The organism is Acinetobacter sp. YH12145 (assembly GCF_013418335.1).
GTDB classification, from domain to species: Bacteria; Pseudomonadota; Gammaproteobacteria; order Pseudomonadales; family Moraxellaceae; genus Acinetobacter; species Acinetobacter amyesii.
The window spans coordinates 205687-228971 of the sequence record NZ_VPCE01000001.1 but is presented as its reverse complement, the minus strand read 5'-3'; the positions used below and the strand labels follow the sequence as shown (position 1 = coordinate 228971).

21 protein-coding genes, 5 tRNA genes and 1 other RNA gene are annotated in these 23285 nt (G+C 41.3%); 16 read left to right on the top strand and 11 right to left on the bottom strand.

Going from position 1 to position 23285, the window contains the following annotated elements:
* The first annotated feature begins 11 nt into the window (after positions 1-11).
* Positions 12-3242, top strand: a complete 3231-nt coding sequence (gene carB / locus FTU80_RS01115; RefSeq protein WP_078192163.1) for a carbamoyl-phosphate synthase large subunit — start codon at positions 12-14, stop codon at positions 3240-3242.
* Positions 3243-3349: 107 nt separating this feature from the next.
* On the top strand, positions 3350-3826 hold the full coding sequence (gene greA, locus FTU80_RS01110; RefSeq protein ID WP_078192164.1) for a transcription elongation factor GreA: 477 nt from the start codon (positions 3350-3352) through the stop codon (positions 3824-3826).
* Between the two features lie 79 nt (positions 3827-3905).
* On the opposite strand, the gene FTU80_RS01105 is transcribed toward greA, so the two are convergent.
* On the bottom strand, positions 3906-4493 hold the full coding sequence (locus FTU80_RS01105) for a TetR/AcrR family transcriptional regulator (RefSeq protein WP_180083787.1): 588 nt from the start codon (positions 4491-4493) through the stop codon (positions 3906-3908).
* A gap of 141 nt (positions 4494-4634) precedes the next feature.
* Between FTU80_RS01105 and FTU80_RS01100 the strand changes: the two genes are divergently transcribed.
* Both FTU80_RS01100 and FTU80_RS01095 read left to right on the top strand, forming a co-directional pair.
* On the top strand, positions 4635-5039 hold the full coding sequence (locus FTU80_RS01100) for a RidA family protein (protein WP_078192166.1): 405 nt from the start codon (positions 4635-4637) through the stop codon (positions 5037-5039).
* 101 nt (positions 5040-5140) lie between these two features.
* Positions 5141-5758: a CatB-related O-acetyltransferase gene (locus FTU80_RS01095; RefSeq protein ID WP_078192167.1), complete on the top strand. Its 618-nt coding sequence runs from the start codon at positions 5141-5143 to the stop codon at positions 5756-5758.
* Here FTU80_RS01095 and FTU80_RS01090 read toward each other — a convergent pair.
* Positions 5742-7154: a P-loop NTPase fold protein gene (locus tag FTU80_RS01090; protein WP_180083786.1), complete on the bottom strand. Its 1413-nt coding sequence runs from the start codon at positions 7152-7154 to the stop codon at positions 5742-5744. The genes FTU80_RS01095 and FTU80_RS01090 overlap by 17 nt on opposite strands.
* A 163-nt stretch (positions 7155-7317) precedes the next feature.
* Here FTU80_RS01090 and FTU80_RS01085 point away from each other — a divergent pair, with 163 nt between their 5' ends.
* Complete coding sequence (locus tag FTU80_RS01085; protein WP_180083784.1) at positions 7318-7896, top strand: hypothetical protein; 579 nt, start codon at positions 7318-7320, stop codon at positions 7894-7896.
* A 66-nt stretch (positions 7897-7962) separates the two neighbouring features.
* Here the strand turns inward: FTU80_RS01085 and FTU80_RS01080 are convergent.
* From FTU80_RS01080 to coaD, 4 genes are all read right to left on the bottom strand, one after another.
* Positions 7963-8039, bottom strand: a tRNA-Met gene (locus FTU80_RS01080).
* A 73-nt stretch (positions 8040-8112) separates the two neighbouring features.
* Positions 8113-8492: RNase P RNA component class A (gene rnpB, locus FTU80_RS01075), an RNA gene on the bottom strand.
* Positions 8493-8518: 26 nt separating this feature from the next.
* Positions 8519-8782, bottom strand: a complete 264-nt coding sequence (locus FTU80_RS01070; RefSeq protein ID WP_078191349.1) for a YfhL family 4Fe-4S dicluster ferredoxin — start codon at positions 8780-8782, stop codon at positions 8519-8521.
* 1 nt (position 8783) lies between these two features.
* On the bottom strand, positions 8784-9275 hold the full coding sequence (coaD, locus tag FTU80_RS01065) for a pantetheine-phosphate adenylyltransferase (RefSeq protein WP_078191350.1): 492 nt from the start codon (positions 9273-9275) through the stop codon (positions 8784-8786).
* Positions 9276-9412: 137 nt separating this feature from the next.
* Here coaD and smpB point away from each other — a divergent pair, with 137 nt between their 5' ends.
* Positions 9413-9886, top strand: a complete 474-nt coding sequence (gene smpB / locus FTU80_RS01060; RefSeq protein ID WP_078191351.1) for an SsrA-binding protein SmpB — start codon at positions 9413-9415, stop codon at positions 9884-9886.
* Between the two features lie 53 nt (positions 9887-9939).
* Here the strand turns inward: smpB and FTU80_RS01055 are convergent, their stop codons facing one another.
* The 4 genes from FTU80_RS01055 to rluD form a co-directional block, all read right to left on the bottom strand.
* Complete coding sequence (locus tag FTU80_RS01055) at positions 9940-11289, bottom strand: hypothetical protein (protein ID WP_249708367.1); 1350 nt, start codon at positions 11287-11289, stop codon at positions 9940-9942.
* Between the two features lie 229 nt (positions 11290-11518).
* On the bottom strand, positions 11519-12070 hold the full coding sequence (locus FTU80_RS01050) for a flavodoxin family protein (protein WP_078192171.1): 552 nt from the start codon (positions 12068-12070) through the stop codon (positions 11519-11521).
* 40 nt (positions 12071-12110) lie between these two features.
* Complete coding sequence (gene pgeF, locus FTU80_RS01045) at positions 12111-12851, bottom strand: peptidoglycan editing factor PgeF (RefSeq protein ID WP_180083782.1); 741 nt, start codon at positions 12849-12851, stop codon at positions 12111-12113.
* Positions 12852-12895: 44 nt separating this feature from the next.
* Positions 12896-13948, bottom strand: coding sequence for a 23S rRNA pseudouridine(1911/1915/1917) synthase RluD (gene rluD, locus FTU80_RS01040; protein ID WP_180083780.1), 1053 nt, complete (start codon positions 13946-13948; stop codon positions 12896-12898).
* 71 nt (positions 13949-14019) lie between these two features.
* Between rluD and FTU80_RS01035 the strand changes: the two genes are divergently transcribed.
* Both FTU80_RS01035 and FTU80_RS01030 read left to right on the top strand, forming a co-directional pair.
* Complete coding sequence (locus tag FTU80_RS01035) at positions 14020-15003, top strand: outer membrane protein assembly factor BamD (protein WP_180065829.1); 984 nt, start codon at positions 14020-14022, stop codon at positions 15001-15003.
* Between the two features lie 221 nt (positions 15004-15224).
* Positions 15225-17153 carry a DNA primase gene (locus FTU80_RS01030; RefSeq protein WP_180083777.1) on the top strand — a complete coding sequence of 643 codons (1929 nt, stop codon included), beginning with the start codon at positions 15225-15227 and terminating at the stop codon, positions 17151-17153.
* A gap of 54 nt (positions 17154-17207) precedes the next feature.
* Here FTU80_RS01030 and hemA read toward each other — a convergent pair whose 3' ends face one another.
* A complete protein-coding gene (gene hemA, locus FTU80_RS01025; protein ID WP_180083775.1) occupies positions 17208-18491 on the bottom strand; it encodes a glutamyl-tRNA reductase in 1284 nt (427 codons plus the stop codon).
* Between the two features lie 78 nt (positions 18492-18569).
* Between hemA and FTU80_RS01020 the strand changes: the two genes are divergently transcribed.
* The 8 genes from FTU80_RS01020 to FTU80_RS00985 all read left to right on the top strand — a co-directional run bounded on the left by FTU80_RS01020 (position 18570) and on the right by FTU80_RS00985 (position 23189).
* Positions 18570-20282 (top strand): hypothetical protein, encoded by a 1713-nt coding sequence (locus tag FTU80_RS01020; RefSeq protein WP_180083773.1) that lies wholly within the window; start codon positions 18570-18572, stop codon positions 20280-20282.
* 9 nt (positions 20283-20291) lie between these two features.
* Positions 20292-20870, top strand: a complete 579-nt coding sequence (lolB, locus tag FTU80_RS01015) for a lipoprotein insertase outer membrane protein LolB (RefSeq protein ID WP_180083771.1) — start codon at positions 20292-20294, stop codon at positions 20868-20870.
* Between the two features lie 28 nt (positions 20871-20898).
* A complete protein-coding gene (gene ispE / locus FTU80_RS01010; RefSeq protein WP_180083817.1) occupies positions 20899-21738 on the top strand; it encodes a 4-(cytidine 5'-diphospho)-2-C-methyl-D-erythritol kinase in 840 nt (279 codons plus the stop codon).
* 3 nt (positions 21739-21741) lie between these two features.
* Positions 21742-21816: transfer RNA gene (locus FTU80_RS01005), tRNA-Gln, on the top strand.
* A gap of 38 nt (positions 21817-21854) precedes the next feature.
* Positions 21855-21929 (top strand) — tRNA-Gln (locus FTU80_RS01000).
* A 28-nt stretch (positions 21930-21957) separates the two neighbouring features.
* Positions 21958-22032 (top strand) — tRNA-Gln (locus FTU80_RS00995).
* Positions 22033-22123: 91 nt separating this feature from the next.
* Positions 22124-22198: transfer RNA gene (locus FTU80_RS00990), tRNA-Gln, on the top strand.
* Between the two features lie 37 nt (positions 22199-22235).
* Positions 22236-23189: a ribose-phosphate pyrophosphokinase gene (locus tag FTU80_RS00985; protein ID WP_078191360.1), complete on the top strand. Its 954-nt coding sequence runs from the start codon at positions 22236-22238 to the stop codon at positions 23187-23189.
* Positions 23190-23285 lie beyond the last annotated feature (96 nt).

Below are 23285 nucleotides of genomic sequence, written 5' to 3'. Positions count from 1 at the left end.
AAGGAAGCATCATGGCTAAACGTACAGACATTAAAAGCATCTTAATTATTGGTGCTGGTCCGATTGTGATTGGTCAGGCGTGTGAGTTTGACTATTCAGGCGCGCAAGCGTGTAAAGCGCTTCGTGAAGAAGGTTACCGAGTTATTCTTGTTAACTCTAACCCTGCAACGATTATGACTGACCCTGCAATGGCAGATGCAACGTATATCGAACCGATTACGTGGCAAACTGTTGCAGCGATCATTGAGAAAGAACGCCCAGATGCAGTTCTTCCAACAATGGGTGGTCAAACTGCATTGAACTGTGCCCTCGCCCTTGATGAGCACGGCATTTTAGAAAAATACAATGTTGAATTGATCGGTGCGACTAAAGAAGCAATTGAAAAAGCCGAAGACCGTAAACTCTTCGACCAAGCAATGCGTAAAATTGGTCTTGAATGTCCAAAAGCTGACATCGCTGAATCAATGGAAGAAGCGTTAGAAATTCAAGCACGCTTCGGTTTCCCTGTGATTATCCGTCCATCATTTACGATGGGTGGTTCAGGCGGTGGTATCGCATACAACAAAGAAGAATTTATCGAGATCTGTGAACGCGGTTTCGACCTTTCTCCTACTCACCAACTTTTAATTGATGAATCATTGATTGGTTGGAAAGAGTACGAAATGGAAGTTGTTCGTGACAAAAACGACAACTGTATCATTGTATGTACCATTGAAAACTTTGACCCAATGGGCGTGCACACAGGTGACTCAATCACTGTTGCCCCTGCACAAACATTAACAGACAAAGAATTCCAACTTTTACGTAATGCCTCTTTAGCAGTACTTCGTGAAATTGGTGTAGAAACGGGTGGTTCGAACGTTCAGTTCGGTATTAACCCGAAAGATGGCCGTATGGTTGTGATCGAGATGAACCCTCGTGTTTCTCGTTCATCTGCTTTGGCATCTAAAGCAACCGGTTTCCCAATTGCAAAAATTGCAGCGAAATTGGCAGTCGGTTATACCCTTGATGAATTGAAAAATGACATCACTGGCGGTACAACTCCTGCATCATTCGAACCAGCGATTGACTATGTTGTGACTAAGATTCCTCGTTTCAACTTCGAGAAATTCCCACAAGCTGACGCAACTTTGACGACTCAGATGAAATCTGTGGGTGAAGTCATGGCAATTGGCCGTAACTTCCAAGAGTCAGTACAAAAAGCGCTTCGTGGTCTTGAAGTGGGTGCTGCTGGCTTTGATGAAAAAATCGAAGTGGGTACTGAAGGTGCGAAAGAGAAAATCCTTCAAGAACTTAAAGTGCCTGGTCCTGAGCGTATTTGGTACGTTGGCGATGCATTCCGTCATGGTTTCACGTTAGATGAAGTGTTCGCTGCGACGAATATTGACCGTTGGTTCTTAATCCAAATCGAAGACATCATCAAAACTGAAGAGAAAATCAAATCTTTAGGTTTTGGTGACTTAAACGCTGACAACATCCGTTCGTTCAAACGCAAAGGTTTATCTGACCTTCGTATTGCGAAATTGATGGGTATTTCACAAAAACAATTCCGTAAACACCGTTGGAACTTGGGTGTAACTCCAGTTTACAAACGTGTAGATACATGTGCTGCAGAGTTTGAATCTGACACAGCTTACATGTACTCAACTTACGATGAAGAATGTGAAGCGAATCCGTCTACTCGCGACAAGATCATGGTCATCGGTGGCGGTCCTAACCGTATTGGTCAAGGTATCGAATTCGATTACTGCTGTGTACACGCTGCCCTTGCAATGCGTGAAGACGGCTATGAAACTATCATGGTGAACTGTAACCCTGAAACGGTTTCTACGGATTACGACACATCAGATCGTTTGTACTTCGAACCAATCACTTTGGAAGATGTACTTGAAATCGTACGTATCGAGAAGCCTAAAGGCATTATCGTTCAGTACGGTGGTCAAACTCCGCTTAAATTGGCTCGTGCTTTAGAAGAAGCTGGTGCGCCAATTATCGGTACATCACCTGATGCGATTGACCGTGCAGAAGACCGTGAACGTTTCCAACAAATGATTCAACGTCTACAACTTCGTCAACCAAACAACAGCATTGTAAAATCTGCTGAAGAAGGTATGGCTGAAGCAGCTAAAGTTGGCTACCCACTTGTGGTACGTCCATCTTACGTGCTTGGTGGTCGTGCGATGGAAATCGTGTACAACGACGAAGAATTGAAACGTTACTTACGTGATGCGGTTCAAGCATCGAACGAAGCACCTGTACTTCTTGACCACTTCCTAGATGATGCGATTGAAGTTGACGTGGACTGCGTATCTGACGGTAAAGACGTTGTGATCGGCGGTATCATGCAGCACATCGAACAAGCTGGTATTCACTCAGGTGACTCAGCATGTTCTATTCCTCCTTACTCTTTATCTAAAGAAGTTCAGGACGAAATGCGCCGTCAAACCATCGCTATGGCGAAAGAGCTTGGCGTAATTGGTTTAATGAACGTACAGTTTGCTGTTAAAGGCACTGACGTATACATTCTAGAAGTGAACCCACGTGCATCACGTACTGTTCCATTCGTATCTAAGTGCATTGGTGAATCTTTAGCGAAAGTTGCTGCGCGTTGTATGGCTGGTCAATCTCTAGAATCTCAAGGATTCACTACAGAGATTATTCCTGAACACTTCTCTGTAAAAGAAGCTGTGTTCCCATTCAACAAATTCCCTGGTGTTGACCCAATTCTTGGCCCTGAGATGAAATCTACAGGCGAAGTGATGGGTGTAGGTAAAACATTTGGTGAAGCGTTCTATAAAGCTGTGTTAGGCTCTAATGACCGTTTACCAGGCCTACCAACGGAAGGCGAAGTAAAACATGCATTCTTATCTGTTCGTCATTCTGACAAGCCTCGTGCTGTTGGTATTGCGAAACAGTTGACAGATCTTGGTTTTAAAGTGATCGCTACTGGCGGTACTTATGATGTGATTAAAGATGCTGGTATTGAATGTGAACGTGTGAACAAAGTGACTGAAGGCCGTCCTAATATCGTAGACCGCTTGAAAAATGGCGAAGTTCACCTCATTATCAATACAACTGAAGGCAAACAGGCTCAAGAAGATTCATTCTCGATCCGCCGCTCTGCATTACAAGGTAAAGTGTATTACACAACTACCCTTAACGGTGCTGATGCAGTATGCCAAGCTTTAGCAATCAAATTGCCAATGGATGTATACCGCTTACAAGACCTTACTAAAGGTTAATTAAGTTACCGAGAAGTCCCGCCACCTCTCGGTGGCGGGCTTTTTTTCATTTCTAGGTCAGTAAAAATTTTACTGATTTTTTCTTTTTACAAACATGAGGGACAACAATGCAACGTTATCCTATGACTCCCGAAGGCAAAATTGCCCTAGAGAAAGAATTACAGCAACTTAAAAGTGTTGATCGTCCACGTATTACTGCAGCAATTGCTGAAGCGCGTGAACATGGGGATTTGAAAGAAAACGCTGAATACCACGCTGCTCGTGAGCAACAAGGTTTCTGTGAAGGCCGTATCCAAGATATCGAAGGTAAATTGGGTGCTTGCCAAGTGATTGATGTTAAATCACTTGAGCAAAATGGCCGTGTGGTTTTCGGTGTGACTGTGACCATTGAAAACTTAGATACTGAAGAACAAAAGACTTATAAAATCGTTGGTGATGACGAAGCAGATTTTAAAATCAACAAAATCTCTGTGAATTCACCAATTGCGCGTGGTCTTTTGGGTAAAAACGAAGGCGACGATGTAAAAATCAACACACCACAAGGTGAAGTTGAGTATGAAATTTCTAAAGTTGAATATCTTTAATTCATTAAGATAAGCAATTTTAAGCCCCTCTTTTGAGGGGTTTTTTATATTCAGACAATTGATTATCAACAACCCCACTCTATCCTTCTTTTAACAATCCTGACGCAAAGACTTGAAAGGCATGTAATGCTTCTGGGAGTGCCTGTTCAGGATGCTCACTGGAGGCGACCCAAAGTGCGGCATTCATGGCAGCGCCATTTAAAAACACGGCAGCCGCTTCAGGATCTACTGCTTTAATTCGATCTACTGCCAATAACTGTTGTACGCACTCACGGGTAGACTGCAAACATTTGTTTTGACTGGGCCAATGTGCAGGATCTCCCAATACAGCTGGCCCATCACGCAGTACAATACGCTGAAATTCAGGATTCAAAGCATTTTCAATATAGGCTTGCCCTTCAAGCATCAGCCCTTCCCAAAGATCTTCAGGCTGCTCCAGATGCTGCTGGGCAGATGAAGCCATTTCTGAATCAATTTGATCGACCACAGCAGCAAATAAGCCCCGTTTGTGGCCAAAATGATGGTACAGCGCGCCACGGGTCAGCCCCGCGTCTGCCGTGAGTTTATCCATGGACGTGTCTGCATAACCATACTCAGCAAATGCACGACGTGCTACTTCAATCAGTTTCTTGCGGGTTGCCGCCATTTTTTGTTCACGAACAGACATTGCTTTGCTTACCTCATCCTTACCAAAATTTTAATTGACATACGGCCCGTATGTCAATTATGTTTACATACGAAGCGTATGTGAAAACTTATGCCGTTTTTAAAAATATTTTTTTAAATTTAACATTAAGCGAGAATAGTCATGACAAGAACTGCAATATTTCCCCAAGATCGGCATGCTTTGTATGAACAGCATGGTTACTCGGCTGCCATCAAATCGGAAGATTTACTCTTTGTATCAGGTCAGGTTGGTAGCCGTGAGGATGGTTCTCCTGAACCTGATTTTGAGAAACAGGTAGAACGGGCTTTTGAAAACCTGGCTGCAACATTGGCAGCTGCTGGTTGTACTTTTGATGATATCGTTGATGTCACCACCTTTCATACTGATCCTGAACAGCAATTTGAAAGCATTATGAAAGTCAAAAATCAGGTATTTACCCAAAAGCCTTATCCGAACTGGACAGCGATTGGTGTGAATTGGCTGGCGGGTTTTGATTTTGAAATTAAGGTCATTGCCCGTATTCCTCAACAATCTAAAACCACCTAAAAACTTAGTTTTGCCATCAGTTCATTTGTGGAATTGGATTGTTCACCAGCGTAAAGATCTATTCGGTATAATGGCACATTCCCTATTTTTGTATCCCAGTTATGTCTGAAAAATTGATTAATTCACCTGTCAATCATTGGTGTGAATTTGAGTTCATCTCTAAAACAGTGAAGAACCCAAATATTCACATCAAAGGTAATTATTCATATTATTCTGCATATTGGGATCAGGGTTTTGAGCGCTGTGTGGTGCGTTATCTGCATGATAAACCTGCAACAACTGAGAAGCCGATAGACCAACTACATATCGGTAATTTTGTCTGTTTTGGCGCAGAATGCGTGATTATGATGGGCGGTAACCAACTCCACCGCACAGACTGGATTTCAGCCTTTCCATTTGATACACGGAGTTTTGTCCCTGCGGGTGACACAATCATTGGTGATGGCTGCTGGATCGGCTCACGTGCCATGATTATGCAAGGCGTGACACTGGGTGAAGGTGCTGTCGTTGCTACAGGTGCTGTGGTGACTAAAGATGTGCCACCTTATGCAGTAGTAGGCGGAGTCCCTGCTAAAATTATTAAATATCGCTTTCCTGAAGAAGATATCAAAAAACTACTTTCCCTCAAGCTCTATGACTTAGATGAAAAGCAGTTTTTAAAGATGCGGGAAAAATTGCAGACGGATGATGTTGATACATTAATCAAATATCTAGATTAAATCCCGATTCAACATAGTTTTTCCAATCAATTATAAAATCATCGGAGTGTTTTAATTTCTGGATAGCAAAGGGAGTATAAGTTTCCAGCATATACAATTCTTTGGCATCTTGTTGTCCCACTGATACATATTTTTCATTCAATGTTACTTGTTTATTATATAAATTTCCTATATGAAATTCATCAATGAAATATTCAGTTCGTAGTTTACTGATAATAATATTTCCAAGAAATTTACTGTCACTAAAAGACAAATTAAATTTTTCAACTAACTTACTTAAAACTAAACGAAATATTTTCAAATCTTTTGAAAATTCCACACCAAATACAAACGCAATTAATATTAGGTTTTTTCTAAAATCATTAGTTTTCAAAATAGCATATTGATTAATTTTTCTTTTTAATTCACGTGAGTTGAAGTTTTTATAATTTTGTAATGCTAATACCCAAAAAAAGAATTCATTTAAAGCTTCTTTATGCTCCATCTCACCAATTCTATAAAGTTCTTCCTTCAATACATTTTCATAGTTAATATAAGGTTCCAAATTTGGAAATTTAATTGTTAAATCTATAAATTTTTCAAAATAATCAGCTGTTATCTCTGCTTCATAACCATAAAAATTCTGAACTGACTGTGATAATTGTGGCTTATTCATCACCAAAACAAAAACAATTTTAGGAATATCAAAGAAATGTTTAACCCTTTCAATTAATCGTATCGCAAAATCAGGACGACAACGATCCAACTCATCAATAATAAAAACTAAGGGATTTTCTAAACTTGCAGCTAACTCAGTTAATGTACTTTTAAAAGCCTGCAAAGATTGTTTTTCCTCTTCATAGCTATCAATCTTAGCTTGAATTGCTTCTGTAACTTTTTCTCCAATATTTTCAGTCACTTTATCAATTGCATCATCAAGTTTATCTGTGATTTGCTCACTATCAATTTTAATAAGTGGAATAATCCCACCCGTTAATGCACAGCTAATCATTGAAGCAATAAGTGTTGGAGCTAGAGTTAAAAGTCCTTGCTGCATAACTGCCGTTGCTTTCTTAAATTTATGCACTAAGGGCTTATTTTCGGCTGTTTTATCTAACTTTGAAGCAATTTCAGATGCAATTACCAAAAAAGGATCATCCAAATAATCATTAGCAAAAGCATCTAGGTAAATCACGTTATGCTGAGAATCATCTAAATGTTTCGCCCAGTGACGAACAAACCACGTTTTGCCTTCACCCCATCGTGCATCCAAAGCAAGAACAGCACCGCAGTTTAAACGATCGACGTAATTTGTAAGTTGCTCCCCTAAACGACGGCGATCCCAAAGATCACCTTCCCATGCAGTTTCAATATTCTCAAAATTATCTTTAGGCCAGTTTAATTGGTTATCTATCATTTCTATTTATATTCATAAAGTTAACTATGTATTGAGTATAGCAGTAGCGCTATAAATTAACATTTAACACATGAGCATCTCGTAACTTGTCATAGCCTTTTCTCCAAATTCATTCTATAAAGAACTCACAAAATAAAAAGATCACTACTTTTCAGGATGAATGATGACGAGAACCACTCAATTCTCAGGCATATTTATACTTGCCCTGCTGGCAGCAGTCGTCGCAACTTTTTGCGATGCGATTCATGTCTATACCCAGACGCTTAGTTATCCCAACCCATTATTTTTCCATCAAGCTTGGTGGGTATTCCCTGGCTTTTTTATTGCCTTTGCTTTCATGGCATTTAGCTATATTCAACTTACACAACGACTTAAACACTATGTAATGACTCAGCTCAGTTGCCATCACGATGGTACAGCTCCATTAGTTGAGGCTTTAGTACTCTTTGCGATTGTCTACATACTCAGTGGTTTTGGTAACTTCCACCCTGAAGCATTGTGCTGGATTTTCTATATTAGCTTTTTTATTCGCTGGTTATTTAGCTATGAGCGTACATGGCTACTGATATTAGCCATTATGCTTGCCATTGGCGGCACGTTCTTTGAAGGACTATTGGCTGAGTTTGCTTTAGTTAAATATCGCTATGAAGATATTTACAATGTGCCGTATTGGCTCGGCGGCGTATATATGCATGGCGCATTTGCCTTACGTGCAGGCATGCGTCGTTTTGTTTATCGTTAATTTTTTAAATTTGGAAGATTTAGACATAAAAAAAGACCACTCAATCGGAGTGGTCTTTTTTGAATATGGTGGCTATGACGAGACTTGAACTTGTGACCCCCGCATTATGAGTGCGGTGCTCTAACCAACTGAGCTACATAGCCTTAAACTGTGCGCGCATTATGGAGGTATATTTAAATATCGTCAAGCCCATAATGCGCGTATTTGATCAAAATTTGTTGAAGTGAACCGATAAGCCGGGTTCTGTCGAGGACGATCATTCCTCTAGGCGTACAATCACTCATACGCTCAAGCGACCTACCCGGATCCAGCATGGGCCATGCCTAAAGGATCCCTATTTGGTCTTGCTTCCGGTGGGGTTTACCATGCCGTGAACTGTTACCAGACACGCGGTGCGCTCTTACCGCACCCTTTCACCCTTACCTCCGATTTCGATTGCTCAAAACCATAATGAAGGCGGTCTACTCTCTGCTGCACTTTCCGTCGGCTCACGCCGCCCAGGCGTTACCTGGCACCTTGCCCTATGAAGCCCGGACTTTCCTCCCCTGCTTTAGTCACGGAGACCTATACACAGCAGCGATCGTCTGGTTCACTTCGGGGCGCATTCTAACAAATCTGAGAACTAATTGCTTGATGTTTTTTGAGCAGTTAGTTTTTCGTACTTTTGTTGAAGCTGTTCCTGAGTTTCAGGATGTGCCGGATCCAATGGAATACAGTCCACCGGACAGAACAACTGACACTGCGGTTTATCGTGATGCCCAACGCATTCCGTACACAAATCAGGGTTAATCTCATAAATGAGTTCCCCCATGAAAATCGCCTCATTGGGGCATACAGGTTCACAGACATCGCAGTTGATGCATTCATCAGTGATATATAAAGACACTCTACCAACCTTGCTGTTGTTTACGCTTAAAGGCTTCCACAACAGCTTGTGGTACAAACTGAGTGACATCACCATTTAAACGTGCAATTTCACGCACGAGCGTAGATGAAATAAACGAATATTGCTCTGATGGGGTTAAGAACACGGCTTCAAATTTACTGTCCAAACGGCGATTCATATTTGCCAATTGAAATTCATATTCAAAATCTGAAACTGCACGTAAACCACGTAACACGGCTGTTGCTTTTTGCTCGTTAAAGAAGTTGACCAACAGCCCATCAAAACCTACAAACTCAACATTTGACAAATGACTTAAAGACTCTTGCGCTAGTGCAACACGTTCTTCCAGACTAAACACAGGGTTTTTGTGATGTCCAATTGCAATTGCCACGACAACTTCGTCAAACATGCGTGATGCACGTGTCACTAAGTCGATATGACCATTAGTAATTGGATCGAATGTGCCCGGATAAATTACACGAGTTTTAGACATCCAGTTGTACTCTGTTATTTTGTAGACGGGTATTTTAACAAAATCTTGATTTATAGGTGAAGTCAGCTTGTAAATTTAAAAACTTCATCTTATTCAAAGTTCGGGTACAATAGTGCTAAGTTTGGAAGTTTTTGATTATGACGAAAGCAGTAGTTAAAAAAAATAGTAGCAGTACGATTGCCCTAAATAAGCGTGCGCGTCACGATTATTTCATTGAAGAAAAATTTGAAGCGGGTCTTTCATTACAAGGCTGGGAAGTCAAATCAATGCGTGCGGGTCGTATGACTATCGTAGAGAGCTATATTACGTTTAAAAATGGTGAAGCATTTTTATTCGGCGCTCAAGTGCAACCTTTACTGAGTGCTTCGACACATGTAGTGCCTGAAGCAACACGTACTCGTAAATTATTGCTGAACCGCCGTGAAATTGAAAAACTACAAGGTGCAATTAACCAAAAAGGTTATTCATGTGTGCCTTTGGCATGTTACTGGAAAGGTCCTCATGCCAAACTTGAAATTGCCCTAGTAAAAGGTAAACAGCTTCACGACAAGCGTGCAACGGAAAAAGACCGTGATTGGCAGCGCGATAAAGCCCGTATTTTTCATAAATAAGTTCAATAAAAAAACCTCCATCTTGGAGGTTTTTTTATTTTTAAATTGCAGATTTAGCAGAATTTCAACCCACCAAAACAGTTAGTCCGAACTTCCTGATTCCCCAAGACCTGATTTTTTAAAGTTAAATTGGCCGCACCTGCATTACTGAGGTTAATTGAACCTACATTTTTATAAATTGGCAGACCAAATGCTGCACCAACAGCAGAACCTAACGGAATATAAATTGGTTCATTGGTTAAAATTTGCGATACTTTTTGAGCAACTTGTGGCAAGACGCCTGAGATATCCACTTCAGATGTTGGATTCAATTTGCCAATATTGATCGGGTCTTTAAATGACATCCACCAACCTGTACGTGCAATATCATCGGCATTGGCATCTGGCCAACTAATATCTTGAGATTGAAGCGATAAATAACCGGCTGTGCCATTTAGTGGAATGTTATGAATCATATTTAAGGCTTGCTCAAAGGTAATGTTCATTTTCAAACCATCAATTGATGAACCCGAATCCATAAAGAACTGCGCCCCTTCTACCCATAACAAATTACGGTCAAGTTTGACCTGCAAACTACCACTATCACGGTTGAGTTGAATCGACGGTACAGTCGCACTGATATTTTTGGCAACGGCTTGAGTTTGTCGTTTTCCGTTGATGGTAATTTCAGGGACGGTAAATGGCACATTCATTGAAGGAATTTTTAAACCCTTACTATTTTCAGGTTGGCTGACAAAGCTACGATCATTGTTCCAAATCGTATTAATCACCAAGTTACCGGATAAAGTCTCACTGCTGCTATCACCAAAAATCGCTGCTTGGGTCTTTGCTATCCCTGTAGTCGGTGCAATTTTCATATAACCGCTCAGTGACTTAATCCCATCTGTCGGCGCACCCGTGTTTTGAATACCTGTGGTCAATAAACCTGTAATTGATTCAGCACTGACACGGAAGCCTTTAACTTCACGTAAAGCCGCTTGTTTTGGGTTTTTAATTGCAAATTCAATAAACGGATTTTTCAGTTCGGCACTTGTTGACGCTCGATCACCATTAAAGACGGGATTACCATTGGCATCGGTCGACGTTGCATTACCACTCAACGCCAGATGACGAATATCAATATCACAGCCATTTGACCCATTTACCCCACCACAGCCGAGTTGCAAACTTTTGACATTGACATTTAGATCCATGACGGCATCTAAACTGAGTTTGTAAAAACCAATATTTTCATCGACCATTTGTTGGTTGACCAAAATAGGATCGGTATAGGACATATTCATCAATGCAGCACCATTGATGGCAGACAATTCTTCATCGGCTAATCCCACCAATCCTTCTGCTGCAAAAACAACGTCAGAAACACATAAGGTCAATGCCATTGCGACTATTGTTTTTTTCACGATTATTTAATCCTTTTTAATATTCGTCACTCATCCCGAGTGAAATTTATGAGAAGATTAAATCAATAGCGTTGGCGTAAATGAATGGCAATTTGTGACACGCATCACAACTCAATTATACAAAATGCCAATTTTCACGAATTTTAGGCCAATAAAAACCCCAGTAATATTTCCATCACTAGTGTTTTCAAAGATTTATAAATGATAGTTCAAACGATTTATTTACAAATTAATTAACTTTATTTAACAACAGTCCCAGATATTCACCAAACCAAATAGCGGTTTCTAAATCACCCGCAGGTGGCGTGACTTCAACAGGCGCATTATCCGATTGTGTCATTAAACCTAAAAAGCTCGACATCCGATTTAAATCTGTTGTGCTTCGTCCAGTTGGCATCAATGGAAGACCGCTCCACAACATGCCGTGCTGCATGGCGAATAAATTGATTTGCTGCAATACTGCCAATTTATCTCCACTTAAGCCGCCACCATTGGTAAAACCAGCGGCTAACTTGCCTTGCCATGTCCGTGCTAACCAGCGTTTAGATGATTGCTCCATGAATAATTTCATTGCCGCACTCATACTGCCCATATAGGTTGGGCATCCAAAAACGATGGCATCTGCACTGTCCAATTCATCCCAATCCACATGCTCTACATTCATGAGATGAACTTTTACACCGGCTTTTTCTGCACCTTGTACAATGAAATTCGCCACTTTGGCAGTGTGCCCATAGGGGCTGTGGTAAACAACAGCAAGAGATTTAGCAGTCAAAGACATAACATTTAAAAGTCGATAGATTCAGTCAAGTTTAGCATTTTCAAAGCATAAAGACGAATGTTGCCATACGTCCTGTTTTCGCTTCGCGGCGATAAGAAAAATATTCTTCAGCTTGCAAAAAGGTACATTGGTCGCCACCGGTTACAGCTTTAACCCCATGTAATGCAAGAATATAACGCGCTATCGCATAAAGATCAGCATAATATTTACCTTCCTTTACACCAGCTTTAAATGCACTTTCCAGTTCTGGGTATTTGGAACAAAAGGCAGCTTTGACTTCTGCGCCAATTTCAAAACTCTCTTGGCAAATGGCTGCCCCCAACCAAGCCCATGTTGGCTGAGTGTGCATGGCTGCAATGGTGTTTTCCACAATACCATTAGCCAAGCCCTTCCAACCTGCATGCAGATTGGCAACTTCTGTCCCGTCAGCATTACCCAAAACCACGGGTAAGCAGTCTGCGGTCATCATCATCAGGGCATGATGTTTAGACTGCGTGACCATACCATCGCCTTCGGGTGCAACAAAGTTAATCTGTTCATCAATGCGATGGCATAGCGTACTGTGGGTTTGGTTCATCCAGCTGATTTTATTCACGCCATATTCAGCAAAGTCTTTGAGCAATTGCATCCGGTGCTTTTGCACACGCGCTGCATCATCTCCCACATGCAATGCCAGATTAAATCCTGCCAGTTCAGGTTGTTCAGCGGGTTGCGTCTGATCATGATGAACTCGAGTTTGTCCCACAAAAACACCCTGTGGAAGTCCCTGAACAAATTGCATGTTGCCGTCCTTTTCTATCTATGGCGTGTAAATCAGGTTAAAACTTAATAAGCTTTGTTTTCGCTACGTAATACTTCAACCAATTGATTAAAGTCTTCAGGCCATGGTGCTTCAAACATCATGTCTTCACCTGTACGTGGATGAACGAGACCCAATTTAACCGCATGTAAAGCCTGACGTTTAAAGCCACGTAAAGTGTCATCTAATAACCCCGACGCGCCTGCAGGCATACGTACACGTGGTACATACACTTGATCGCCCACAAGACCATGACCGATATAAGTAAAATGCACACGAATTTGATGGGTACGACCCGTTTCTAGACGTGCTTGAACGCGGGTAAAGTTTTGGAAACGTTCTTTCACATTATAGTGAGTCACCGCATCTTTACCGCCCGGCAAGACAGCCATTTTAATGCGATCGACAGGATGACGTTTAATTGGTTCATCGACTGTACCGCCAGCAATAATGTTGCCATATACGATCAAATCGTAAATACGGTAAACCGATTTCTTCGCCAATTGTTTACTTAAAGAAAATTGGGATTCGAGGTTTTTCGCCACCACCAACAGACCTGAGGTGTCTTTATCAATACGATGCACCAAACCTGCACGGGTCAACTCTGAAGATTTTGGGTAGTGATGCAAAATTGCATTTACCAATGTCCCTGTACTGTTTCCAGCGCCTGGATGAACAACCATACCGACAGGTTTATTAATCACCATAATATCGTCATCTTCATAGACAATATTAAGTGGAATATCTTCAGGTAAGCTACGTGTTTGTGCTTCTAACTCGACGTCTAAAGTCAGTAACTCTGTTCCTTCGCATTTGTACTTTGGTTTCACAATGTTACCATTGACCAACAAATGGCCCTCTTTGAGCCACTGTTTTAGCTTTTCGCGAGAAAAATCAGTCCAAACCAGTGCTGAAACCTGATCAATACGTTGTCCTAAATAGCTTTCATCCAATTGAAATTGCAACGATAAACGTGTTGCAGTTGAGTCTGAAGTATGGTTATCTGCATCCTCAGAATCTTCAAGTAAATTGAAATCAGTTTCAGGGAAATTAGAATTGGAAGATTGTGCTTGACTCATTTGCTCATTCAGACAAAAGTGGTTTAATAGTTCAATTGTAGCTCATTGCCCGTATTAACAGAGGAATTTTTATGTCGCTACCAAAATATAAAATGACAATGCTTGCTCTAACAATAGGCATTGCATCGGCAATGGTAGGCTGTAGCAGTAATCCAAAGAAAGAAGTGGTCGACACAGGTCCACAATCAAGCGAACAGATTTATATCGAAAAAGCACAAAAAGCGCTTGAACGTAACCAATATACAGATGCAGCAAAACACCTTGAAGCTCTAGAGACCTACTACCCTACAGGTAACTATGCGCAGCAAGCACAACTTGAACTATTGTATGTAAAGTTTCAGCAAAAAGACTATGAAGGTGCGATTGCACTTGCAGACCGTTTTATTCGTATGAACCCACAACATCCGCAAGTTGATTATGCGTACTACGTGCGTGGTGTTTCAAACATGGAGCAAAACTACAACGGTTTGCTTCGCTATACTTCTTTAAAGCAATCGCATCGTGATGTGAGCTATCTCAAAGTGGCTTATCAAAACTTTGTCGACTTTATCCGTCGCTACCCATCGAGTGAATATGCAGTCGATGCCGCACAACGTATGAAGTTCATCAGTCAAGAATTGGCTGAAAGCGAAATGAATGCGGCGCGTTTTAATGTGAAGCGTAAAGCATGGTTAGCTGCTGTTGAACGTTCACTTTGGGTGATCGAACATTATCCGCAAGCACCGCAAGTTCCAGAAGCTCTAGCGACTGTAGCCTATGGTTACGACAAACTTGGTGATAAAACCACGTCTCAGCAATACATTGAAGTACTTAAACTGAACTATCCAAAACTTGTGAAGTCAGACGGTACGGTCAATATGCGTGCTGCACGTAGTGAAGGTAGCTTCCTTAACCGTGCAACTTTGGGTATTTTCGGTAAAGAAGCACAGACGATGTCTGAGCAAACCTCTACAGACGTAGTTGAAACCGATGAAGAAAAACGCAGTTTAACCAATCGTTTAAGCTTTGGCTTATTGGATCGTCCTCATAGCGAAAAAACTGAGTCGTCAGAATAAGTTGAATAATATAGTCGCAACGAAGGTCGATTTTTCACAAAGGGCAAGTTAGAATACTTGCCCTTTTATCTTTTCAGGATCTACAGATTCGATTAGATTAAAAGGTATACAATAGTTCGATGGACGATGCTGTACTGCATCTCCACCTGAACTTACAGCATTGCTGATTTCAACATATTTCACGAACTGCCCAAATTCAATAGATAGACAGATAAAACAGCATGGCCATTCCTCAACATACAATTGATCAAATTTTAGATCGCACCGATATTGTCGATGTGATTGGTCAATTTGTGAAATTGAAAAAGACTGGACGCACCTACTCAGGATGCTGCCCATTCCATCAGGAAAAATCGCCATCTTTCCATGTCTATCGTGATAAACAATATTTTCACTGCTTTGGTTGTCAGGCCAATGGTAATGCCATCCGTTTTTTAATGGATATTGGTAGCCGTAACTTCATCGAAGTAATGAAGGATTTATCTAGCCAAACGGGTATTGAACTACCGAAAGACAATAACGATTCCAATAAACTCAAATATAAACGCGAATCTAAACCCAAACCTGTACAAAAACCTCCAATCGAAGCAAAAGCTCTGCCACCCAAAACAGGCGAAACCGACACAAATCCTGCTGCAGTAAATTTCGAACACGACCCATTTGCTGAGTTTCAAAATAACGAAGATGCCTTTTATGGGAACGATCCGTTTGCTCACTTTGACCAAGTTACCAATGGATTTGAAGATGTGCCGCAAGACGGAAACTTATATGACTTGCTGGAAAATGTCGCACAGTTTTATGAGCAACAACTTCCGCTCAGTCCAATTGGGCAAGCTTATTTTAAACAACGGGGTCTCAGTGCAGACACCATCGCCTATTGGCGTTTAGGCTATGCCCCCGAAGATTGGCAACATTTAGAAAAAGCCTTTCCACAAGATATCGAAGGACTCAAACTCCTCGGTTTGATTCGCACCAGTGATAGTGGTCGTGACTTTGACTTACTGCGTGAGCGGGTGATTTTCCCGATTCGAGATGCGAAAGGTCGTGTGGTCGGTTTTGGTGGTCGTGCCCTAAATGATGAAATCAAACCGAAATACATCAACTCTCCAGACTCTGAAGTTTTCCATAAAAACCAGTTACTTTATGGTTTATATGAAGGCCGTAAACAAAAAGCCCAAGATTGGTTAATGGTCGAAGGTTATATGGATGTTATTGCCCTACAGCAATATGGCATTCATGGCGCTGTAGCGACTTTAGGGACTGCCAGTAATACTGAACATTTAAACATTTTATTTAAGCAAAATAGCCGCATTACCATTGCATTTGATGGTGATGCCGCAGGTCAAAAAGCAGCTCGTCGTACGCTCGAAATTGCCCTTCCATTACTGAATGATGGACGTGAACTTAAATTCTTTGTATTGCCGAATGACCATGACCCAGATTCATTGATCCGCCGTGAAGGTATTGAAAATTTTCGACGGTTACTGCACACCTCACCGCTTCTTTCTGAATTTGTTTTTGCACATTTAACGCAAAATCATGATGTCAGTTCACCTGAGGGTAAAAGTCAGGTGATGGGTGAACTCAGACAGCTCACTGAACTGTTGCCGAAAGGTGGTTCATATCGTTATTTGCTACAACAATATTTCCGTGAAAAATTAGGGTTTAGCCGAAAGTGGCAGCCTCAAGTCAATAATGATGCATCATTGAGCTTTAGTACAAAAATTGATGCTGAAGAATATGTGATTGCGATTTTGATCAATCATCCTTATCTCTACATTCATTTTGAGCCTTTACGCGCCTTAGTTTCACAAGACCTCTTGCTTTATCATGTGTTAAATATTTTCAATGTGATTTTTGATGAATTGCCTGATGACCCAGAGTTATCGACCTATTATGTACTCGGTGCTTGTGCAGCTCATCATCATGAATTACAACATATTTTAGAGCATGCCAATATCAGCGATTATACGTCATCACCTGAACAGGCAGATAAACTTGCAGCAGATTTATCGACAAAATTGCAATATCAATTCTTACAACTCAAGATCAAGTCGAATAAGTTTTCTAGCCTTGCAGAAATGCGTAATTTAAAACAACGTATTTATGATATTGATAAAAAAAGATCACTCACGCTCCTTGAAGATTAAGTTTTAATTTCAAGTTCAAACTGTGAATGACCGTTATTCAATGAATAGCTTTATTTATTTCTTTGGTTTACGGCGATTTTCAGCCACATTTACTAAATCTTGTTCTAACATTTCAAAATAAGCGGGATCTTCCGCCATCGCAGCATTGCGCAGCACGATAGAGGTTGGATGCAACAGCTTTTGGGTTAAACGATGTGACATTTCTTGCATAATCTTCGCAGCATCTTCGCCCTTTTGTAGACGATTCAAGGCCAAAGCCAGCTCTTCTTGACGCAATGACTCCCCATGTTCACGGTATGCATGAATTGTCGAGCCAGCCAAATTCACTTTTTGCTGTGTGATTAAATCTGTCGCAAGCTGATTAACCATCACTTCGGCTTCAACTGCCGCCTGACGACGCTGAGCCAAGTTTTCTTCTATGACTGTTTGCAGATCATCGACACCATATAAATAAACACCATCTAAACTTTCAACTTTGGCTTCAATATCTCGTGGTACAGCCAAATCAACCAACAGCATTTGTTTATAACGACGTTTTTTCAGTGCTGCTTTAACATCCGCAAAATAAATCACTTGATGTAAGCTTCCGGTACAACTTGAAATTACATCTGCGCGATGTAAATTGTCTGCCAAATCTGCAAAATCAATTATTTCAACTTCTACACGATGAGCAATCTCTTGGGATAAAGCTTCGGCACGGGCACGTGTACGGTTACAGATAATAATTCTGCCCACACCCATTTCGGCCAAATGCTTTGCAACCAAGCTATTCATTTCACCAGCAGCAACAATCATGACCGTCAATTTTTCAGGCTGACTAAAAACCTGTAAAGCTAGCTGAGCAACGGCATAGCCCATCGACACTGCATGACTTCCTACGGCTGTTTCAGAACGCACTCGTTTTGCCGCATAAAAGGCATATTCAAAAATACGGTTTAAATTTGGGGAGACAGTTTCGGCATCTTTGGCTAAGGACAAAGCCGTCTTAACTTGACCTAAGATTTGAGGCTCACCAAGCATGAGCGAATCCAAACCGCTAGCCACACGCATGAGGTGTGTCACCGCCTGTGCATTTTCATAACGATACACATGATTTGACAATTGCTTTACATCAATACCATTTGATTGGGCAAGCCAATTCAATACCATGTCTGCATTTTCAGACATCGCATAGACTTCAGTACGATTACATGTAGATACCACCACCATGTCATTGAGTTCAGGTGCATGGCTTTGCTGTTCAAGCAGCGCTGTTAACTTTTCAGGGTTAAATGCAATCTGTTCGCGCAGTTCTACAGAGGCGGTTTGATGGTTGACACCCAATGCAAAGAAAGACATATCAGATCATCATTTCGCTAAATTTATGCTATTGTGCATTATCGGCGTCATAAAAAGCATTACTTGGATCAAGAAAAATTGCGTCTAACAAATAGCCGACTGAACGGCCAGACAATAAAGCAGTATTCTACCACATTCTTACTTGTTGGTAGCATGGCTTCTACTGCCCCAATTCGGGCCGTGGGAGAAGTTTACCATGCAAATTCAGGATATGATGCAATTAAACAAAGTATGATTGCAGAATTTGCCTTAGCTTATAACGACATCCCAACCGCGCTTCATAATTACACCGTGCTTGCAATCAAAAGTAAATCCACCATGGTCAAACAGCGTGCTTTAAACGTTGCTATTGAGCAAAATGATTTACAAGCAGCCTTAGATATTGCTACACATTGGGTTGTGCAAGAACCTGAAGATGTACCAGCATTATTTTATTTATCACATATTGCTTTGAAAGCCCATGAATATGAGCTTGCTGCCGAAACACTTGATAAAATTTTAACCATTGACCCAAATGCAGATTTAGAACAAATTTTGGCGGGTATTTCCCCTGAATCAGAGGAAGATCGCGCTTATCTGATTCAAGCACTGACCGCTAGCAAGGAGAAAACCAACCCTTCTATTTTGGTCTTAGTCGCAGGTTTACAAGCTCAAAATGGTGCCTTTGCTGATGCCTTAGACACCATTAATTTAGCACTAAAAAAACGCCCGAAAGTGACTGGTTATATCTTAATGAAAGCCAATTTACTTATGTCGTTAGGTGATGAAGAAGAAACCTTAAAATGGTTCGAAAAATCCAGCCGTAAACACCGCAACAATATGGAAGTTCGCTTAGCAGAAGCAAAATATTTAATTAAAATCGATCAGTCAGAATTAGGTCTAGAAAAACTCGAAGATATACTAAAGAAATGGCCATCTGCTGAAGAACCGCTATTTATGGCAGGTTTGACCAGTATTGACTTAGAGCTTTATGAAAAAGCCGAAAAGTATTTGGTGGAGTTACGTTATTCAAGCAAATACCAAAATGAAGCGTATTACTATCTCGCAGTAAATGCTGAACGCAAACAGCATTATGAAACGGCAAAAGCCTATTATCGCCTTGTTGATGGCAGTCTTTATACAGTTTCACGGCGCAATATGATCAGCATTTTTAGCCAGCAAAATAAGCTGCATGATGCACTGCGCTTTTTAACCCAAGAGCGGGTTAATTATCCTCAACATGCCAGTTTCTTATATCTTGCTCAGGCAGATATTTTAAAACGCATGAACAATAAAAAAGCAGCAGTCCGTTTGCTTGATGAAGCGGTAAAAAACTTACCCGAAGATCCTGAGCTCATTTATGCCGAAGTTCTACTGCTCGACGCCCATCAAGATAAAGATAGACTCGACCAATTACTAAAACAATTACTTGAAATTGAACCCAATAGCCCGACCTATTTAAATGCATATGCCTATACCTTGGCGGTACAAAATAGACGCTTAGATGAAGCCCGAAAATACGTCGAACATGCCTTAGAATATGCTCCTGAGCAAGCCTCAATTTTAGATACGTTCGGTTATATTTGTTATTTGCAAAATGATTTTAGTACATCTGCATCTGTTTTGGCCAAAGCATATGAACTGAGTAATAGTTTAAAAATTGGCATTCGCTACGCACGATCAGTCTTCATGCAAGGTGATATGAATAAATTTGACGCGTTGTTACAACAACTCCAACAAAAACATCCGAATGATCCGCAATTAGAGCAACTACATTCGTTATTGTTACCCCAACCCATGAAAAAGAGTTAAAAAGACTTTATGCAAGTATCTTCAAAATTTGGGGTATCTGCCCTGACCTGCTGCGCTTTATTTTTTACCGGTTGTCAGCAATATATTAAAACACCCGATCAACCCAGCCCTGAAGAAGTCGCTGCAAATCAATTCAACTTACAAGGTAAGATTGGTGTGCGCACGCCACAACAGTCAGGAAGTGCTTTTTTTACTTGGGTTCAAGACCGCAATGAATATGATATCGAACTGAGTGGCATATTAGGTGTTGGAAAAACTCAAATCAGCGGTAAACCCGGTCAAGTTCAACTCAATAGTGCAAAAACCGGTTTGATTGAAGCAGCAACACCAGAAGAATTACTCGAGCGTGCTACCGGTTGGCAAGCTCCCATTACCCACCTCGTCGACTGGGTACAGGCACGCCCTGCAACCACACAAGCAAAAATTCAACGCGATACTGCGCAGCGCCCACAACAGATTATTGAAGATGGTTGGACCGTAGACCTGAGCTATAACGAGACTGCGACGGTACCGAACAAGTTAATTTTAAAACAAGCACTTGAATCCGGTCAGGAAAACCGTATTACAATGGTGATTCAAAATCGTTAATTTGCCTAAAAGCTGAACTATGACTTCCATGATTCGTGTACCTTCTCTTGCAAAACTCAATTTGTTTTTGCACATTACTGGCCGACGTCCGAATGGATATCACGAATTACAAACGATTTTTCAGCTCATCGATTTATCAGATTGGATGGAATTTCACCCACTTGCAAATTCTGCTGATGAAAATTTTATTCAAATTGAGGGCTTAAACAGCGTTAATCTAGAGCAAAATTTAATTTATCGTGCTGCTCAAATACTCAAACCGTTTGCTAAAGCACTGACTGCACAAAAAATCCACATTGAAAAAAATATTCCGATGGGTGCAGGGCTCGGCGGTGGTTCATCCAATGCAGCCACCACCCTAATCGTGCTCAATCAACTATGGAAATGTGGTCTAAATACCGAACAACTTGCAGAACTCGGCTTACAACTTGGGGCAGATGTTCCCGTGTTTGTACATGGTCTAAATGCATGGGCAGAAGGCATCGGTGAACACTTAACATTCATAGATTTAGCTCAAAAACAGTATATTGTGTTAAAACCTGACTGTTTTATCAGCACTCAACTGCTTTTTTCACAAAAAACGTTGACAAGAGACTCAAAGCCCACTAAATTTTGCGGCTATCAGGAAACGCCATCTGATTTTGGAAATAACTTTGAGCCTGTGGCACGAAGCTTATATCCCGAAGTCGATGAAGCAATGCGGTACTTAGATCAGTTCGGTACAGCAAAGCTTACAGGTACAGGTGCTTGTGTATTTACTGAAGTGACTGAAAATATGAATATTGATGACATATTGAAAAATGCACCATGTAAATCTTACTTGGTTCGCAGTTTGCAAGAATCACCATTACGTCATTTTGAAGTTTGATATAGGGGCGTCGCCAAGTGGTAAGGCACCGGGTTTTGATCTCGGCATCCGTTGGTTCGAATCCAGCCGCCCCTGCCATCATTTTTCACCTGTAGATGTAATTGCTGTAAAGTATTAGGGGCGTCGCCAAGTGGTAAGGCACCGGGTTTTGATCTCGGCATCCGTTGGTTCGAATCCAGCCGCCCCTGCCATTTACTTTATTCGCTATTTCATCAATTTAGGGGCGTCGCCAAGTGGTAAGGCACCGGGTTTTGATCTCGGCATCCGTTGGTTCGAATCCAGCCGCCCCTGCCATTTACTTCAAAAAAGACAGAGCATAATTTGCGGTATCTTTGTTGTTTCAACTTGACAAAATACTGTAAAAATATTAAAGTTCTGCCGCATTAGGGGCGTCGCCAAGTGGTAAGGCACCGGGTTTTGATCTCGGCATCCGTTGGTTCGAATCCAGCCGCCCCTGCCATCTAATTCTCCAATTTGCCAACCGCCAAGGGTGCTTCATGCCCAATCTTGTCGTTTTTAGTGGATCTGCACATCCACAATTCGCCCAAAAAGTCGTTAGCCACCTTCACATCCCTCTAGGTGCTGCATCTGTAGGTCAATTTTCTGACGGTGAAATCGCTGTCGAAATTACTGAAAATGTTCGTGGTAAAGACGTATTCATCGTACAACCAACTTGTGCTCCAACTAACGATAACCTTATGGAAATCTTAGTTATGGCTGATGCTTTGCGTCGAGCAAGTGCTGGTCGTATCACTGCTGTCATTCCTTATTTTGGTTATGCTCGTCAAGACCGTCGTCCACGTTCAAGCCGTGTGCCAATTACAGCAAAAGTTGTTGCAGATATGCTCACAACTGTTGGTATTGACCGCGTTGTCATGATCGACCTTCATGCTGACCAAATCCAAGGTTTCTTCGATATTCCTGTAGACAACATCTACGGTACTCCTGCACTTTTAGCAGATCTTCGTCAACAGTCACACGACAACTTAATGGTTGTTTCTCCTGACGTTGGTGGTGTAGTACGTGCGCGTGCTGTAGCTAAGCAAATGGGTGATATCGATCTTGCGATCATCGACAAACGCCGTCAAAAAGCGAATGAATCTCAAGTAATGCACTTGATCGGTGACGTTAAAGGCCGTGACTGTGTCATCGTTGATGATATGGTGGATACAGCAGGTACATTGTGTAAAGCTGCTGACGCACTAAAAACTTTTGGTGCTCGCAAAGTTGTTGCTTACGCAACTCACCCTGTACTTTCTGGTAAAGCTTTAGAAAACTTGAAAAACTCTGTGATTGACGAATTGGTTGTAACAGACACTATTCCGCTTTCAGAAGAAGCTCAAGCTCTTGGTAAGATTCGCCAAGTTTCAGTTGCAAGTATGGTTGCTGAAACAATTCGTCGTATTAACAACGAAGAATCTATTAGCGCAATGTTCGATTCTTATCTATAATATAGCGCTAAATTTAAAAGCCCTGCCTTTTGGTGGGGCTTTCTATCACTAGACTGGTCGAAGGTCTAGTCAATTAAACTTAAATAGGAATGTCTA

Excerpts from the sequence above, each read along its gene's own strand:
- FTU80_RS01050 (WP_078192171.1), bottom strand. The coding sequence starts at position 12,070 with ATGTCTTTGACTGCTAAATCTCTTGCTGTTGTTTACCACAGCCCCTAT.
- FTU80_RS00985 (WP_078191360.1), top strand. The coding sequence starts at position 22,236 with ATGCCCAATCTTGTCGTTTTTAGTGGATCTGCACATCCACAATTCGCC.
- FTU80_RS01100 (WP_078192166.1), top strand. The coding sequence starts at position 4,635 with ATGACAAGAACTGCAATATTTCCCCAAGATCGGCATGCTTTGTATGAA.
- coaD (WP_078191350.1), bottom strand. The coding sequence starts at position 9,275 with ATGTCTAAAACTCGTGTAATTTATCCGGGCACATTCGATCCAATTACT.
- pgeF (WP_180083782.1), bottom strand. The coding sequence starts at position 12,851 with ATGCAATTTGTTCAGGGACTTCCACAGGGTGTTTTTGTGGGACAAACT.
- FTU80_RS01090 (WP_180083786.1), bottom strand. The coding sequence starts at position 7,154 with ATGATAGATAACCAATTAAACTGGCCTAAAGATAATTTTGAGAATATT.
- FTU80_RS01085 (WP_180083784.1), top strand. The coding sequence starts at position 7,318 with ATGACGAGAACCACTCAATTCTCAGGCATATTTATACTTGCCCTGCTG.
- greA (WP_078192164.1), top strand. The coding sequence starts at position 3,350 with ATGCAACGTTATCCTATGACTCCCGAAGGCAAAATTGCCCTAGAGAAA.
- ispE (WP_180083817.1), top strand. The coding sequence starts at position 20,899 with ATGATTCGTGTACCTTCTCTTGCAAAACTCAATTTGTTTTTGCACATT.
- rluD (WP_180083780.1), bottom strand. The coding sequence starts at position 13,948 with ATGAGTCAAGCACAATCTTCCAATTCTAATTTCCCTGAAACTGATTTC.
- hemA (WP_180083775.1), bottom strand. The coding sequence starts at position 18,491 with ATGTCTTTCTTTGCATTGGGTGTCAACCATCAAACCGCCTCTGTAGAA.
- FTU80_RS01035 (WP_180065829.1), top strand. The coding sequence starts at position 14,020 with ATGTCGCTACCAAAATATAAAATGACAATGCTTGCTCTAACAATAGGC.
- FTU80_RS01095 (WP_078192167.1), top strand. The coding sequence starts at position 5,141 with ATGTCTGAAAAATTGATTAATTCACCTGTCAATCATTGGTGTGAATTT.
- smpB (WP_078191351.1), top strand. The coding sequence starts at position 9,413 with ATGACGAAAGCAGTAGTTAAAAAAAATAGTAGCAGTACGATTGCCCTA.
- FTU80_RS01105 (WP_180083787.1), bottom strand. The coding sequence starts at position 4,493 with ATGTCTGTTCGTGAACAAAAAATGGCGGCAACCCGCAAGAAACTGATT.
- lolB (WP_180083771.1), top strand. The coding sequence starts at position 20,292 with ATGCAAGTATCTTCAAAATTTGGGGTATCTGCCCTGACCTGCTGCGCT.
- FTU80_RS01030 (WP_180083777.1), top strand. The coding sequence starts at position 15,225 with ATGGCCATTCCTCAACATACAATTGATCAAATTTTAGATCGCACCGAT.
- carB (WP_078192163.1), top strand. The coding sequence starts at position 12 with ATGGCTAAACGTACAGACATTAAAAGCATCTTAATTATTGGTGCTGGT.